Below are 15,018 nucleotides of genomic sequence, written 5' to 3'. Positions count from 1 at the left end.
GTCAACGTTCCGCACGTGGGGAGATAGGACCGGAAGAAGTCTGACCGGGAGAGATCGCGCGCCGACGGCTTGGCAGGCGCTGTCGCAGCACGCCGAGGCCGGCGATCGAGACCAGCGTGACGCCCCAGATCGTCAGCGTCAGGAACTCGCTCAGCCCGAGCAGATTGAAGCCGGTCGAGATCAGCTGCAGGATGGCGAGCGCGATCAGCAGCCCGCTGACCTTTCCGAAGCCGCCCGATGGATCGACGCCGCCGAGCACCGCGGCCAGCACCGTCACCAGCAGGAAGCTCTCGCCGTACGCGGCATTCGCCGAGTTGAACCGCGCCATCATGATGATGCCGGCGAGCCCCGCCAGCAGTCCCGACAGCACGTAGATGCGGATCAGCACCCAGCGTGTATCGACGCCCGAGTAGCGCACGGCGGCGATGTTCGAGCCGATCATCGCGATCAGGTTGCCGAACGGCGACCGGTTGAGCATGACCGCGACCGGCCATGCGACCAGCAGCAGGATGACCAGCGGCACCGGCACGCCGAGCAGGTTCGCGTTGCCTAGAAACAGCACCAGCGGTGGAAAGCCGGAGATCACGCCGCCATGCGTAAGGCCGACGCTCAGGCCCTTGATCATGGTCATGGTGCCGAGCGTGGTCAGGATCGGCGAGACGTCGAGATACGCGATGATAACCCCGTTGATGGCGCCGATGGTCGCGGCCACCAGCAGTCCGGCCAGAAGGCAGAGCACCTGAAGCAGGATCCCGAGCCCACCGGGGTCCGCCGGGATGTTGGTCAGCAGGAACGCCGATACCAGCGCACTGAAATCGGCGACCGCGATGATCGAGAGATCGAGGCCGCCGGACAGCAGCGCGATCATCATGGCAAGCGACAGCAGGCCGAGTTGCGGCACCTGCAGCGCCATCGCCCGCAAGGTGCCGAGCCGGAACAGCGGCGTGCCGATGACCGTGCCGAACAGCAGCACCAGACCCGCGAACAGCACCAGCAGGACCCGGTTGGTCGCGCTGACGAGCGGAATTCGCCGCACCGGGGACATGCTCAACCCTGCCGCGCCACTGCCGCGCCGGCCGGTGCCGCGATCACCCGGCGCATCGCCGCCCGCTGCCGTCGCCGCTCCCAGGCGATCGTCGAGACCGCCACCAGGATCACCGCGCCGTCGAAGAACTGCGTCCAGTACGAGGACACGCCGAGCAGGATCAGCCCGTTCTCCATGCAGGCCAGCACGGCAACCCCGAGGATGGCCCCGAGCACGGTGCCCTGCCCGCCGGTCAGGCTGGCGCCACCGAGCACCACGGCGGCGAGCACGTTCAGCTCGCGCCCGACCAGCACGTTCGGCGCCACCGACTGCGCCAGCTGTGCCTGCGCCAGTGATGCGAGTCCCGCGATGAACCCCATGTAGCCATACACGACGAGGTTGAGCCGCCAGGCATTGTAGCCGACCCGCGCCGCCGCCTCGGCGTTGCCGCCGAGCGCGTAGATCTGCCGGCCGATGCTGGTGCGGTTGAGCAGCAGCCACGACAACGCGAAGCAGACGAACAGGCCGATGATCTGCGCATTCAGCACGTACGGGTTCTGCTCGCTGTCGGTCCAGAGCACCCAGGAGAATGCGTTCAGGAACCAGTCGGGCATGTTGAACAGCTGGTTGCCGTGGCTCAGGAACATCAGCAGCCCGAAATAGACGTTCAGCATCGCGATCGAGACGATGATGCTGGAGATCCTCAGTGTGCTGATCAGGACCGCGTTCAGCATGCCGAGTGCAGTACCGATGCCGAGCCCGATCGCGAACAGCATGAGCCAGCCGCCATGCAGGTGCATCACCGCGACCAGGGCGACATATTGCGCGACCGAGGCGATGGCGGTGAACGAGATGTCGATGCCGCCCGAAACCAGCACCACCAGCAGGCCGGCCGCCAGCATTCCCGAGAAGGCATAGGATGTCAGCAGGTCGAGCCCGTTCTGCAGCGTCAGGAAGCGCCTGCTGGATACCGACAGGATCGCGATCAGCCCGACGGTCGCGATCAGCAGCCGGAACTCGTGGGTGCGCCGGAACGCCCCAAGGAACATACCCGGTGATGTAGTACTACGCATCGACCGCCTGCCTGACCTCTGCTTCCGAGCTCCGGGACGGCAGGAACTCCCCGGTCAACCGGCCTTCCCGCATGATCAGGATGCGGTCGGTATGATAGAACACCTCGGGCACTTCGTCGGAAATCAGGATCACCGCCAGCCCTTTCGCCGCCAGCGCCCGCACGATGGCGTAGATGCCGTCCTTGGCGCCGATATCGACGCCCACCGTAGGGCTGTCCAGGATCAGCAGGCTCGGCTCGGTCGCCAGCCATTTCGCCAGCACCACCCGCTGCTGGTTGCCGCCCGACAGCGTGCCTACCGCATTCTCCGGATCGGACACCTTGATCCCGAGTTCCTCGATCCAGTGCGTCACCGCCTGCTGCCGACGCCGGTCTGGCACCAGGCCGTTCCGCCCGGCGAGATCTTCCAGCACCGCGAGGGTGATGTTGGACGAGATCGGCTGCTGCATCACCAGGCCCAGCGTCAGCCGATCCTCCGACACGTAGGCGATGCCGTGCCCGATCGCCTCCGCGGTGTCGTGCCGGGTCAGCGTCCGGCCGCGTATGGCGACCTCCCCGGCGTCCGGCGGGTTCATGCCGAACAGCGACAAGGCAAGCTCGGTGCGGCCGGACCCAAGCCTGCCGATCACGCCGAGGGTCTCGCCGGCGCCCACGGTGAAGCTGATGTCGCTGTAGTCGCCGGCCCGCGACAGGTTGCGCACCGCCAGCACGGTCTCGCCGGCCACCTCCCGCGCGTCGCGTGCGGTGTAGTCGAAGCTCTTGCCGGTCATCAGCTCGCCGAGGCGCCGGCCGGTCATGTCCGCCGCCTCGTAGGTACCGACCTTCTCGCCGTTGCGCAGCACCGTGACGCGATCTGCGATCTCCAGCACCTCGTCGAGCCGGTGGCTGACGAACATCACCGCGATCCCGCGCTGCCTGAGTTCGTGGGCAAGTGCCAACAGGCTGTCGACCTCGCGCCGGGTCAGCGACGCGGTCGGCTCGTCCATGATCACCAGCCTGGCATCCGCCGCCAGCGCCCGGCAGATCGCCACCAGCTGCCGCTGCGCGATCGGCAGGTCGGCGACGAAGGCGTCCGGGTCGAGGTCGACGCCGATGCGCCGGATCGCCGCGTCAGCGGTGCGTCGTATGGCACGCCAGCTCACCAGATGCAGGCCGCGATGCAGCCCGGCCGCGATATTCTCGGCCACCGTCAGGTTGGTGAACAGCGAGAGGTCCTGGTAGATCACCTGGATGCCGCGCCGGATGCTCTCCGCCGGCGTCAGGCCATGCAGCGCCTCGCCCAGCACCGCGAGATGGCCGCCCGGCTCAGGCGGCTGCACGCCGGAGATGATCTTGATCAGCGTCGACTTGCCCGAGCCGTTCTCACCGGCGAGACAATGGATCTCGCCGACCTCGACGGTTACGTCGACGTTGTCGAGTGCCCGTACGCCGCCGAAGCGCTTCGAGATACCGCGAAGCTCGAGGAATGCGCTCAAGCCGCGGCCTCGCGCTGCGATGCGTTCAAGCGACTGCCTTGCGACTCAAAGCCCCTGTGCGATCAGCTTGTCCACGGTGTCCTTGTTGATGGCCAGGGTGCGGTCGACGCTGATCAGCCGTCCCGGCACATCGACATGCGCGCGCCCGAGCCCGGGAATATCCATGCCGTCGGTGAAGCTCGCCTTCTGCAAGGCAAGGCTCGCCACCGCGACCATGGCATAGCCGGCATCCTTCGGGCTCCAGACGAAACATTCGCGCACCGACCCGTCCAGCAGCAGCGGCTTGACCTGCGACGGGATCGCGGTGCCGAGGATCGAGATCTTGCGCTGCAGGTGGCGCTGCCGGATCACGTTGCCGGCCCCGATCGCGCCGTTCGATCCGAACCCGATGACGCCGCGTACATCCGGATAGGCCTGCAGCGTGTTGCGCATGACCTGCTCGGCGCTGTCCACCTCGTCGGACCCTGGAAACCGCGAGGTCGCCAGCGACATGTTCGGATAATGCGCCTTCTGGTAGGCGATCGCCGCATCCGCCCACTTGTTGTGCAGCGGCGTGGTCAGCGTGCCGACCATGATGATGTACTGGCCACGCTCGCCCATGTTCTTCGCGAGCGCCTTCATCTGCGTCTCGCCGAACGCCGTGCTGTCGATCATCTCGACATCCCAGGTGCGGTTGTCCTGGTTCGGGCCTTCCTGGGTGATGACGATGATGCCGGCATCCTGGGCACGCTGCAGCACCGGTCCCATGACCTTCACGTCGAGCGGCACCAGGCCGATGACGTTGACGCGCTTTGCGATCAGATCCTCGACCATCGAGACCTGCGCGGCAGGATCGACATGCGCCGGACCGGTCATCGTCGCATCGATGTTGAACTTCTTGCCGCCTTCGGTGATGCCGTCGCTCAGCAGGTTGAACCAGGGAATGCCGATGATCTTGGCAACCGTCACCATCTGCCCGGCAGCGGCGGCGCGTGCGTTGCCCGGCCATCCCATCGTGCCGGCAGCCAGCGTGCCGGCGGCCGACATCGCGGCCAACCCCTTGAGGGCGTCTCGACGCTTCATGTGCTTCCCCAACTGCAGCCCCCCTTCTGCATAGGGGGTTTCTGTCGCGGCGGGATCATCTGGCAATCGGGACGGGTTGTAAACCGCGGCCCGGGCTGCCTCGCCTGCTGTCCGCCGGTCGGGCAGCCAGCGGTTACCGCCGGCGCAGCAACGCGCCCATCGCGCCGACGGCCAGCATGCCGACGCCGAGCGGCAGCATGGCGGGACCCTTGGTAAGACTCCATTGCAGGCTGCGCCTGAGCGACTCGCCGTCGAAGGGACCATGCGTGCCGGTCGGCACGCTCGATGGCGAGAAGGTATTCGGATCGCGCGCCGACACCACCTTGTCGCGTGTCGTCTTCTGCACGGCGACGCCGACCAGTCCCGACACGATGTCGAGCGCGCCCGGAACCAGCTTGTTGGCAACCGAGAAGCCGACGCTCGAACCCGTCACCCGCCATTCCCGCCGCCTCGACAGCGCGGCCAGGTAGATCGCCTCGCCCAGCATCTCGGGCTGGTAGACCGGCGGCGGCGGCCGCGGCGCCTTGTCCATGACCGAGCCGGCATGGCTGTAGAACGGCGTGTTGACGGCCGGAGGATGCACCATGCAGACGGTGATCGCCGACCGCTCGTTGACCAGCTCCGAGCGTACCGCCTCGGTGAATCCGCGCAGGCCGTATTTCGACGCCGAGTACGCGCTCTGCAGCGGGATGCCGCGATAGGAGATCGCCGACAGCACCTGCACGATGGTGCCGCGGTTGCGTGGCCGCATCCGGCTCAGCGCGATGCGGGTGCCGTTCGCCGTGCCGTGCAGGTTCACGTCGATCACCCGCCGGAACGCATCCTCCGGAACATCCGTGAACTTGCCGTAGAAGCCGATGCCGGCATTGTTCACCCACACGTCGAACGGCCCGAGCGCCGCCTCGATCGAGGTCGCCGCCGCCTCGAGTGCCGCAGCATCCGACACATCCGCCATCGCCACGTGCGCGGTGCCGCCGGCTGCCAGCACCTGCAGCTCGGCTTCGCGCAACGCAGGCTCGCCGCGCCCGATCAGGCCGATGCGCCAGCCTTTCGCCGCGAAGTGCAGCGCCGCCGCGAGGCCGATGCCGGAACCCGCCCCGGTGATGACGACGGTGCCCGGGGCGTGCAGACCGGTAGTTACGGACTGCGAAGTCGTCGAGTCTGACATGATGCGTGCTGCTTTCCCGCCGTCTGCCGGCGTCGGCCAACGATGCATCGTGGTGGGGGTTGCCGATGCCGTCGGCAGCGCGGCAAGGCGGTCATGCGGCGATCCGTCCGGCGCGCTCGCCGCGTATGCCGATGGCGACCGGCAACGCCAGCGCGCACATCGCCGCCATGCTCCAGAACGACGCCGCGCCGTAGCGGCCATACAGGGTGCCGGACACCAGCGTGACGAGCGTGGACACGGCGCCCATCGCCACCGTCGCGTAGAAGGCCTGCGCGGTGGCGGCGAGCCTTGCCGGAACGGTCCGCCCGATCATGTCCATGCAGGCCAGATGCAGGAGCGCGAAGGTCAGGCCGTGCAGCGGCTCGACCAGCAGCATGGCCGGAAACCAGGCAGTGCGGGCGGCGACCCCCCAGCGAACGATTCCCGCGGTCGCCGACAGCATCATGGCCGGTCCCGGGCCGATGCGCTGCACCGTCCGGCGGCCCAGGAACAGGAACACGCCGACCTCCGCCGCCACCGACATCGACCACAGCAGGCTGGCCTGCCCGTCGCTCAGCCCGGCGCTGCGCCAGCGTATGACCTCGAAGCCGTCGTGCAGCGCGTGGCTGCCGCCGATCAGCGACGCCGCCAGCATCAGCCGGCGGAACATCGGCATCGCCAGCAACAGCCGGATCGAGCCAGTCTCCGATCCTGTACCGACTCCGGCCACCCGATCCGGCACCCGCCAGGCGAGGCAGGCAGCGCCTGCCAGCAGGCCGGCATTGAGCCAGACGATGACCCCGAGTCCGGCCCGGCCGACACATTGTCCGGATCCCAGCGTGCCCAGGATGAAGGCGGCGGAGCCGGCCGCCCGCACCCAGCCATATTCGAAGCCCGGCTTCTGCCGGGACGAGCCGAGCGCCAGGGCATCGGCGATCGGGTTCAGCGGCGCCAGCACCGCCGCATGGGCGACCGCCACCAGCAGCAGCAGCGGCAACCCCCTGGCCGGCGCGTAGCCGAGGGCGATCACCGCGGCAGCCACCGTGAGACCACACAGCACCGCCGCCGGCCGCCCGCTGCGATCGGCGATGCGGCCGCCGAGCGGGCCCGCCAGCAGCCGGATGCCGGTACCCGCGGCCAGCACGACACCGATCGATCCCGGCGTCAGGCCGTCCTGCTGCAACAGCGCCGGCAGGAACGGCGACGCCACCCCGAAGGCCGCGAACAGCAGCGCGTAGAGGAAAAGGAAGCCCGGCAGGGACGATCGCGCGCGCACCGGTGGAGCCTAGATCAGGACCGGCGCAGCGCCGAGTGTAAGACCCCATGCCAGCCGATGATCGAACAACTGGCCGCCGCCCGTGGTCCGACCGGCTGCCTGATGGCGTCGCCCTGCACCCGGGCAGGCAAGCCGATCACGCTCGACATGTTCAACCTCATCCGGTACGCCCCCCAACCGGCGGACCGCCGGCGTGCCTGCGGACGATGGCAGGTACTGGCGGCTCCGCCTTGATCGAGAACGGCCAGCGCTCGTCGATACACCCGGACGCGCTGCGAGAGCCCGGCCACGAACCGACCATGGCGACCTTTGACGGTCGCCACGGGGTCGCGCTGGCCAGTCCGGAGGGCACCGTGTCGCTGGCACCAAAGCCGGAAGGAGGCCACTGCCGATGCCACCCATTCCTCGTCGACACCGCCGCTGGCCGGCCTCGCTCGCGCTGCTGATCGCAACCGCCGCCTGCGATCCCAGGCAGGTCACGCTCGATCCGACGCTCGCCCAGTACGACGGCATCTATCGCGGCAGCGAGACGCCCGAGGCACTCGGCGGCGCCTGTGCCGGCGTCAGCGGCGGCACCTTGAAGTTCACGATTACCGAGGGACAGATCACGCTGCAGACGCACCGCAAGTCCCGCCGTCTCGGCGGCACCGTCGGCGCCGACGGTTCGGTCACGATGCAGAACGGCGACGGCAGCCGCCACCTGACCGGGAGCATCCAGGACGGCGTGCTGACCGGCACCGAGATCAACGGCAACACTACCCGGAACGACCCCTACGCCAGCGCGGCGCCGCCCTGCAGCAGCATCCTCAGGGCCGTCCGGTCACCTTGACCGCGGCACGCCCCGGCGACTTCGCGCCCAGGCCACCGTCTCGGCCAGACCCTCGGTGAGGGCGATCCGCGGCTGCCACAGGGCGGCCGACAACCGGCGCGCCGGGTCGGCCGACCAGTCCCGGTGCAGGATCTCGCGCGCCTTGCCGGCGCCGAACATCGCCGGCGGGCCACCCGCGAGCGCCAGCAGCTCGTTGGCGGAGCCGGCGGCGCGGATCAGCAGGTCGGGAACCGCGACCGCGCGCGGCACGCGGCCGTTCGCCTCGCCCAGCCGGCGCAGCAGCTCGCGCCAGCCATAGCCGTCCGCGCGCTCGTCGCAGATCTCGAACACCCCGACCTCGGGACCGCCGGACGCCGCCGCCGCCACCGCCGCGGCGGCATCGCGGACATGGATCATCGCGATGCGCGGCTCCGGCGCGCGCACCGCGGGCGCGATACGCGAGCCGGCCAGACGCAGCAGGGCGCGTCCCTCGCGGTCCCACGGGCCATAGATGACGCAGGGCCGGAGCACCATGCAGGGCCGCCCGGCCAGCACCGCCTCCGCCGCCGCCTCGCCGAGACGCTTGCTGGCCGCATAGTCGGACAGCGAGGGCTCCCGCGCGGCCTGCGACGAGATCAGGATGAAGCGGGGCGGCCGCGGCAGGCGCTTCACCGCTTCGGCAAGCCGGGCGGTGCCGTCGCGATTGACCGCCAGGAAATGTTGCCGGGTGCGCGCCTTGACGAGGCCGGCGGCATGCACGACGAGGTCGGCGTCCCGCACCAGCTCGGCAACCGCCGCCGCATCGGCGAGATCGCCCGAGACCTGCTGCAGCGCGATCCCGGACAGCACCGGATGGTCCAGCGCGCCGCGTGCCAGCAGCCTGATCCGCCAGCCCGCCGCGGACAGCGCGGCGACTATCGCCGATCCGAGGAACCCGTTGCCGCCGGTGACCGCCGCGACCCGCCCGGTCACGTCGCCCGTGCTCAAGTGGCGGCGATCACGCCGGAACAGCCACCGCGGCAAGCCGGTCGGCGAGGTAGCGCTGGCGCACCGCCGACCGGCTCAGCTTGCCGGAGGAGGTGTATGGCAGGCTACCCGGCGCCATCAGGACGACGAGACTGTCGAGGCCATGGCCGGCGCGCACCGCATCGCCGACCGCACGCACCAGTCGCTCGCTGTCGGCGGGATCTGCGACACCCCTCGCCTCCACCGCGACGATCAGCGTCTCATGGCCGTCCTGCTCGATGGAGAACGCCGCCACGTCACCGGTGCGGACATCGGCGACGCTGCGTTCGATGCTCCACTCCAGGTCCTGCGGCCAGATGTTGCGGCCGTTGATGATGATCAGGTCCTTGGCACGGCCCGTGAGCACGAGCGTGTCGCCGAGCCGGTAGCCGAGATCGCCGGTTTCCAGCCAGCCGTCCGGCGACAGGATCGCCTGCGTCTCGTCGGGCCTGCGGTCGTAGCCTTTCATCAGGCTGGCGCCACGGACGAAGATCCGTCCCACCCGCCGATCGCCGAGCGCGTCGCCATCGACGGAGCGGATCTCGATCTCGTGCCCGGGCAGCGACGTGCCGCACAGCACCAGGGTGCGTGCGCGGGTATCGAGCGATGCAGGCCTGGCAGCCACGCCATCCTGTTCCAGCCGGTCCAGATCCACGATGTCGGTCTCTATGCCGCGCCCGACCGGAGCGAAGCTGATCGCCAGCGTCGCCTCCGCCATGCCGTAGCTCGGCAGGAAGGCTTCCGGCCGGTAGCCGCACGGGGCGAAGATACGGGCGAAGCTGGCCAGCGAGGCCGGGCGGATCATGTCGCCGCCGATACCGGCGATGCGCCAGCTGGACAGGTCGAGTTCGGTCTTGTTGATCGCCCGCTCGCGGCGCGTGCACAGCTCGTAGCCGAAGCTCGGACTGTACGAGATGGTGCCGCGATTGCCGGTGATCAGCGACAGCCAGAGTTGCGGCCGGCGCACGAAATCCTGCGTCGCCAGCAGGTCGACCGAGACCTGTCCGGCGAGCGGGCTGAGCAGGAAGCCGACCAGCCCCATGTCGTGATAGAGCGGCAGCCACGATATCGCCCGGTCGTCCGGCCTTATCTGCAGCCCGTGCTGCAGGATCCCCGAGATATTGGCCATCAGCGCCCGCTGCTGCACCACCACGCCGATCGGGAACCGCGTGCTGCCGGACGAGAACTGCAGATAGGCGGTATGGTCGGCGCCGATCGTCGGCAGCTTGATGTCGGCGCCGGTGCCCCCGCAAGGCAGGTCTTCGCCATCGGCGGGCAACCCCGCGAGCGTGCTGCACAGGCGAAGGCTGCCGGCGTCCGCAGGCGAGAACCAGCCCCGCAGCGCTTCGGGCACGAACAACGCGACCGCCTGGGCCTCCTCGATCAGGCGCCGGACATGCGCCACATAGGTCTCGCGCCCGCCGAACACGAATGGCATCGGCAGCGGCGCCGGCACCAGTCCGGCATACTGGCAGGCAAAGAACACCCGCATGAAATCGGGGTGCGTCTCGGCGACGATCGCGACGCGCTCGCCCTGCCGCAGGCCGAGCTGCAGCAGCCGGCGGGCGAGCGCCAGCGCCTCGTGGCGAAGCGTCCGGTACGGCATCGCCAGCGTCAGCTCGCCACGTATCGAATAGAAGTTGAGGCCGGTCTCGCCGTCGGCGGCATAGTCGAGCGCGTCGGCCAGGGTGACGAACTCGCCGGCCAGCTGGTCCAGGCCGGATCGGGTCGGAGTGGGCGCCGTCATGCCGCCGCTCCGGATGCGAGCGATTTCTCGAACACGCGGTATGTCTTGTAGGCGCGGCCGCCGATGGCCTCCGCAAGATGCCGCATCGGCAGGTTGTCCTCCAGGATCCACGACATCTCGACCGACCGGATCCCGCGCGCCAGGGCCTCGCGACGCAGCTGGTCCACGATATGCAGCGGCAGCAGCCGTCCAAGCAGGCTGGCGCCGTAGCTCTTGCGGACCCCCATCAGCGGCACCCTGGCGGAGCTGGTTCCGGCGACCTTCAGGCGCCAGAGCAGCTTCACCCAGCCGAACGGCAGCAGCCGGCCGGACAGGTCACGGATCGCCGCATTCAGGTTGGGCAGGCACAGTCCGAAGGCCGCCGGCGTCCCCTCGACATCTGCGAACCAGACCAGCCGCTCGTGCAGGAGCGGCTTCATGGCGCGGGCCATGTGGGCCACCTCGGCCCCGGTGATCGGCACGAAGCCCCAGTGACCGTCCCAGCCGTCGTTGTAGATGTCGACCACCGCGGCGATGTCCTGCTCGAGCGTCTCGAACCGCATGTGTCGCAGCGTCACCCCGGAAGGCAGGCCGCGCCCGACCATGGCGGCGGCGGAGCGCGGCAGCGCCACGGTGGTATCGCACAGGTAGGCCAGCACGTCGCGGATCTTGCGGTAGCCGAGCGCCTCGAGGTGCGGCGCCACGTAGGGCGGATCGTGCGGCATCATCAGCATCGGCGGCGTGTCGAAGCCGTCGACCAGCAGGCCGGTCTCCTCGTTGATCGACAGGCTGAACGGCCCCTGCACCTGGGCGAGGCCGCGATCGCGCAGCCAGCGTTCGGCAACCGACAGCAGGGCCGCGAACACCTCCGCATCGTCGATCGCCACCAGCGAGCCGAAATTGCCGACCGGGCCGGACGGTCCCGGACGAGCCAGATGGTCCTGCTGCGCACTGATGCGGCCGACGTCGCGCCCGTCGCGACGCGCGAGCCAGAACGCCGCATCGGCATGGGCGAAGAACGGGTTGCCGCCCGCTGTCAGCGCAGCCCGGCGTTCGGAGCGCAAGGCAGGCACATAGGACGGATCGCGACGGTAGAGCCGCTCCGGCAGGCGTATGAAGCGGCCGAGGGCAGACCTCGTGACGGCGGGAACGATCTCGACGGCGCCGGCTGCGGGCCTCGCAGCGTTCATGCGGTCCCTCTGGTGCGTTCCCTGGAAGCCGGGGTGCGGTTGCCAGGCCGGCGATGGCCAGGCGGGCGGTCCATCGGTGGTCCGCCGGAGAGTTCCGCGACCCAGGGGTAGCGCTCCGCTTCGTTCAGGTCGTAGCCCAGGTTGAAGACGTGCGGCGACCGGGGCCGCTCGCGGACCGAGCCGTAGAAGGTGCCGAACATCCGGTCGATCGCGAACGAGGTGATGCCGTAGTTGCCTTCCTCGTCGTGGAAGTGATGCGCCAGGTGCAGTTCCTTCATGCGGCGCAGCAGCCGGTTGCGCGGCTTGAAGTTCAGGTGCTGCACGCAGTGGCAGAACTCGTAGAGGCAGGTGATCAGGAAGCCGGCGCATACCGAAGCGGCGGCACCCGCCGCGCCGCCACCGATCAGCCAGCCGAGCGGGACCAGGATCGCCAGGATGGTCGGCGCCGTGTTCAGCGGCGAGCCGAACAGCACATCCATGCGGTGCGGGTCCTGGTGGTGGTCGAAATGGATGCGCTTCCAGAGCGACGACGTCATGCGCCAGCGATAGAGGAAGCGGCCATGCAGGATGAACCGGTGCAGGACATACCAGGTGAGCGGGTAGGCGAGTATCGTCACCACTATTGCGGCACCCAGCCTCGCAAGGCCATCGGGGCGCAGGCCATGCGCCGCGTGTACCGCGTAGATGCCGCTCGCGGTGGCGAGGAGAACATAGAGATGCACCGCCGGATGGCTGCCATAGGCCGTGATCAGGTCGCGCAGGCTCATACGGCCCAGGTCGAAGCTTCGTCCATGTTTTCGCCAGCGCTTGTACATCAGGTCCTCCTTCGGGGTATCGAGTGGGACGGCGGCGACGGCGTGTCAAGCGAGCGGCCTCCCTTGCAACCCGCCGGCACCCGACGCATCTCGACCCCGTCCTGCAGGGGTCGGCCGCGTTGTCCTCCACGCTTACACTTCGTCGCAGAGCGCTGCTCCGCCGCACCGTCATCGGCGGCAGCTGCCTCCTCTGGGCAGCCCTGGTCGCAACGCGAGCCGGCGCCGTCACCGCCGTGCCGTGCGCCGGCGCCGCCGCAGACCTGCCGCAACTGCATGTCGTCGGCACCGGCGCGCGGCGCGTCGCCGGCAACATCACCTTCACCCTCTACGGCCCGGACCCGGCGCTGTTCCTTCACCGCGGCGGCTCGCTCGATGTGCAGCATGTGACGCTTGCCGGCGCCCAGGCCGAAGCCTGCTTCGCGGTCTCGTCGCCTGGCACCTATGCGGTGGCGATCTACCACGACGAGAACGACAACCATCATTTCGACCGCAACTTCCTCGGGCTGCCGGCCGAGGGCTACGGGTTCTCCAACAACGCCGTCCCGGTGTTTGCGCCGCCGCACTACCTGGCGGCGGCATTCGCGGTGCATCCCGGTTCCAACCACATCAGCATCCGGCTGCGCTACTGAGGCGCCTCCGGGACCGGGGCACGAGGCCCCCGGCTCGCTACGCTGCTATTGGGCGGCGCTGAAGTAGCGTTCGCTGGGGTCCTGCAGCACGCCCAGTTCGAGGCCGATCGAGGTCATCGCGCCGATCGCCTGATCGATCTGCGCCGGAGTATGGGCGGCACTCACGCTGGTGCGTAGCAACGACTGCCGCTCCGGCGTTGCCGGCGGCAAGGCGAGGTTCACATAGATCCCGACCTGCAGGAGCCGGTTCCAGAAGGCGGCGGCCAGACCGGTATCGTTCAGGCGTATCGAAATGATCGGGCTGATGGTCGGCCCCAGCGCGAACCCCGCCGCAGCCAGGCCCTCGTAGAGATGCGCCGCATTCCGTGCGAGATCGGCGCACAGCTCCGGCCGTCGCTCCAGCGTCTCGAGCGCCTGGGTGACCCCGGCGATCACCGCAGGCGGCAACGACGCGGTGAACATGTAGGCGCGAGACGCCAACCTCAGCATGTCGAAATCGGGCAGGTCCGACGCGCAGAAACCACCGATGCCGCCGAGGCTCTTGCTGAAGGTCCCGACCACGAAATCGACATCGCCCTCGGTTCCGGTCGCCTCCGCGAGGCCCCGTCCGTGTGCGCCGAGCACCCCGAGCGAATGCGCCTCGTCGACCAGCAGGAAAGCACCGGTCTCGCGCTTCACCGCCACGAGCTCGCGCAGCGGTGCCATGTCGCCGAGCATGCTGTAGATGCCCTCGACGACGATCAGCTTGTCGCCGGGCCGGTCGGCGAGGAAGCGCAGTCGACGATACAGATCGTCCGGATCGTTATGGCGGAACCGCGTGACCGAGGCATCGCTGAGCTTGGCGCCGTCATAGATGCTGGCATGGCTGTCGGCGTCGAGCAGCAGGTAGTCGTCGGCCCCGGCCAGCGCCGGCAGGATGCCGACATTGGCCTGATAGCCGGTCGTGAACAGCATCACGTCGCGACGCCCGAGGAACTGCGCCAGCTTGCGCTCGAGCCTGGCATGGCTGCCATAGGTTCCGTTGGCGATACGCGAACCGGTGGTGCCGGTGCCATCGCCCCTGACCGCCGCGACCGCCTGCTCGATGCAGCCGGCGTCGAACGTCAGGCCAAGATAGTTGTTGGTTCCGAAAAGCAGGACCTTGCGACCCGCCAGCACCGCCTCGGCGGGGCCGAGGATCGTCTCGAACCGGACGTCGAATGGATCCTGTGCGTCGGAATCAGTGGAACCGGCGTCGAGCAGCTGTGCCCGGGCTCGTTTCAGGGCGCCGTATTTTTGCAGCACTATCGACTAAACCTGAACATCAGTCTGGGAATTCCGGGTTTCATGCGCGGTCGCCTGGTTGCGGGTGAGGATGGTCGCCAGGTCGCCGACGGTCTGCACATCCGCGATCGCATCGAGCGGCACCACCGTCTTGAACCTGGTTTCCAGTTCCATGATGAAGTCCATGACGGCAATCGAATCCAGTTTGAGATCACGCACGATGTTCGTCTCGGCGGTAATCCGGTCGCAGATCTCCGGCGGCACGTCGCCCTGCGACCGCACCGCGTCGATGATCACTGAAATCACATTCTCTTGAGACAAGGACTACCCGTTCCTTCGATCGTCGCTGATCGGTAACACTGGACCATAGACTGCACCGGGCCGCTGGGCAATTCGGGGCAGGCGCGCTCGCACCGAGCAGTTCCGTGCGACCGTAAGCCTACGGTAAGCGATCGTTAAATTCGTGCTTGCTACGAGGTTGGCCGCAGCTTCGCATGGTGGCGGCGCGGCTGCGAATTCCCCACGA

The 15,018-nt window shown here is 68.7% G+C and carries 15 protein-coding genes; 3 read left to right on the top strand and 12 right to left on the bottom strand.

Features of this window, described 5'->3' with window-relative positions; all coding sequences use genetic code 11:
* Position 1 precedes the first annotated feature (1 nt).
* From FE263_RS11325 to FE263_RS11300, 6 genes are all read right to left on the bottom strand, one after another.
* The gene (locus tag FE263_RS11325) at positions 2-1,036 is read right to left on the bottom strand and encodes an ABC transporter permease (protein ID WP_205880345.1); all 1,035 of its coding nucleotides are present in this window, start codon (positions 1,034-1,036) and stop codon (positions 2-4) included.
* A gap of 11 nt (positions 1,037-1,047) precedes the next feature.
* Positions 1,048-2,097 carry an ABC transporter permease gene (locus tag FE263_RS11320; protein WP_205880344.1) on the bottom strand — a complete coding sequence of 350 codons (1,050 nt, stop codon included), beginning with the start codon at positions 2,095-2,097 and terminating at the stop codon, positions 1,048-1,050.
* A complete protein-coding gene (locus FE263_RS11315; protein WP_138326086.1) occupies positions 2,090-3,571 on the bottom strand; it encodes a sugar ABC transporter ATP-binding protein in 1,482 nt (493 codons plus the stop codon). The genes FE263_RS11320 and FE263_RS11315 overlap by 8 nt, the downstream gene beginning before the upstream one ends.
* A 45-nt stretch (positions 3,572-3,616) precedes the next feature.
* Entirely contained in the window at positions 3,617-4,633 is a 1,017-nt protein-coding gene (locus FE263_RS11310; RefSeq protein WP_138326085.1) for a substrate-binding domain-containing protein, read from the bottom strand.
* A gap of 133 nt (positions 4,634-4,766) precedes the next feature.
* A complete protein-coding gene (locus tag FE263_RS11305) occupies positions 4,767-5,801 on the bottom strand; it encodes an SDR family oxidoreductase (RefSeq protein ID WP_171034051.1) in 1,035 nt (344 codons plus the stop codon).
* A 91-nt stretch (positions 5,802-5,892) separates the two neighbouring features.
* Entirely contained in the window at positions 5,893-7,056 is a 1,164-nt protein-coding gene (locus FE263_RS11300) for an MFS transporter (RefSeq protein WP_205880343.1), read from the bottom strand.
* Between the two features lie 57 nt (positions 7,057-7,113).
* On the opposite strand from FE263_RS11300, the gene FE263_RS22075 reads away from it, so the two are divergent.
* Entirely contained in the window at positions 7,114-7,290 is a 177-nt protein-coding gene (locus tag FE263_RS22075; protein WP_171034050.1) for a hypothetical protein, read from the top strand.
* A 157-nt stretch (positions 7,291-7,447) separates the two neighbouring features.
* Positions 7,448-7,885, top strand: coding sequence for a hypothetical protein (locus FE263_RS11295; protein WP_138326083.1), 438 nt, complete (start codon positions 7,448-7,450; stop codon positions 7,883-7,885).
* Here FE263_RS11295 and FE263_RS11290 read toward each other — a convergent pair.
* The 4 genes from FE263_RS11290 to FE263_RS11275 are packed head-to-tail and all read right to left on the bottom strand — an operon-like array spanning position 7,877 to position 12,600.
* Positions 7,877-8,851: an NAD-dependent epimerase/dehydratase family protein gene (locus FE263_RS11290; RefSeq protein ID WP_171034049.1), complete on the bottom strand. Its 975-nt coding sequence runs from the start codon at positions 8,849-8,851 to the stop codon at positions 7,877-7,879. The genes FE263_RS11295 and FE263_RS11290 overlap by 9 nt on opposite strands.
* A 10-nt stretch (positions 8,852-8,861) precedes the next feature.
* Positions 8,862-10,616: a fatty acyl-AMP ligase gene (locus FE263_RS11285; protein ID WP_138326081.1), complete on the bottom strand. Its 1,755-nt coding sequence runs from the start codon at positions 10,614-10,616 to the stop codon at positions 8,862-8,864.
* A complete protein-coding gene (locus tag FE263_RS11280; RefSeq protein ID WP_138326080.1) occupies positions 10,613-11,785 on the bottom strand; it encodes a GNAT family N-acetyltransferase in 1,173 nt (390 codons plus the stop codon). The genes FE263_RS11285 and FE263_RS11280 overlap by 4 nt, the downstream gene beginning before the upstream one ends.
* Complete coding sequence (locus FE263_RS11275; RefSeq protein ID WP_138326079.1) at positions 11,782-12,600, bottom strand: sterol desaturase family protein; 819 nt, start codon at positions 12,598-12,600, stop codon at positions 11,782-11,784. The genes FE263_RS11280 and FE263_RS11275 overlap by 4 nt, the downstream gene beginning before the upstream one ends.
* 119 nt (positions 12,601-12,719) lie before the next feature.
* Between FE263_RS11275 and FE263_RS11270 the strand changes: the two genes are divergently transcribed.
* On the top strand, positions 12,720-13,229 hold the full coding sequence (locus tag FE263_RS11270) for a DUF2141 domain-containing protein (protein WP_138326078.1): 510 nt from the start codon (positions 12,720-12,722) through the stop codon (positions 13,227-13,229).
* 45 nt (positions 13,230-13,274) lie between these two features.
* On the opposite strand, the gene spt is transcribed toward FE263_RS11270, so the two are convergent.
* Positions 13,275-14,513 carry a serine palmitoyltransferase gene (gene spt / locus FE263_RS11265; RefSeq protein WP_408886185.1) on the bottom strand — a complete coding sequence of 413 codons (1,239 nt, stop codon included), beginning with the start codon at positions 14,511-14,513 and terminating at the stop codon, positions 13,275-13,277.
* A gap of 6 nt (positions 14,514-14,519) precedes the next feature.
* A complete protein-coding gene (locus FE263_RS11260) occupies positions 14,520-14,789 on the bottom strand; it encodes an acyl carrier protein (RefSeq protein ID WP_240759383.1) in 270 nt (89 codons plus the stop codon).
* Positions 14,790-15,018 lie beyond the last annotated feature (229 nt).

Source organism: Lichenicoccus roseus, from assembly GCF_005844085.1.
Lineage (GTDB): Bacteria > Pseudomonadota > Alphaproteobacteria > Acetobacterales > Acetobacteraceae > Lichenicoccus > Lichenicoccus roseus.
Note: the sequence above shows the minus strand (reverse complement) of the source record. Positions and strands in the feature narration are given on the sequence as shown.

What these genes read in the sequence shown, in the direction of transcription:
- FE263_RS11320 (WP_205880344.1), bottom strand. Translation starts at nt 2,097, where the DNA reads ATGCGTAGTACTACATCACCGGGTATGTTCCTTGGGGCGTTCCGGCGC.
- FE263_RS11310 (WP_138326085.1), bottom strand. Translation starts at nt 4,633, where the DNA reads ATGAAGCGTCGAGACGCCCTCAAGGGGTTGGCCGCGATGTCGGCCGCC.
- FE263_RS11305 (WP_171034051.1), bottom strand. Translation starts at nt 5,801, where the DNA reads ATGTCAGACTCGACGACTTCGCAGTCCGTAACTACCGGTCTGCACGCC.
- FE263_RS22075 (WP_171034050.1), top strand. Translation starts at nt 7,114, where the DNA reads ATGATCGAACAACTGGCCGCCGCCCGTGGTCCGACCGGCTGCCTGATG.
- FE263_RS11295 (WP_138326083.1), top strand. Translation starts at nt 7,448, where the DNA reads ATGCCACCCATTCCTCGTCGACACCGCCGCTGGCCGGCCTCGCTCGCG.
- FE263_RS11285 (WP_138326081.1), bottom strand. Translation starts at nt 10,616, where the DNA reads ATGACGGCGCCCACTCCGACCCGATCCGGCCTGGACCAGCTGGCCGGC.
- FE263_RS11280 (WP_138326080.1), bottom strand. Translation starts at nt 11,785, where the DNA reads ATGAACGCTGCGAGGCCCGCAGCCGGCGCCGTCGAGATCGTTCCCGCC.
- FE263_RS11275 (WP_138326079.1), bottom strand. Translation starts at nt 12,600, where the DNA reads ATGTACAAGCGCTGGCGAAAACATGGACGAAGCTTCGACCTGGGCCGT.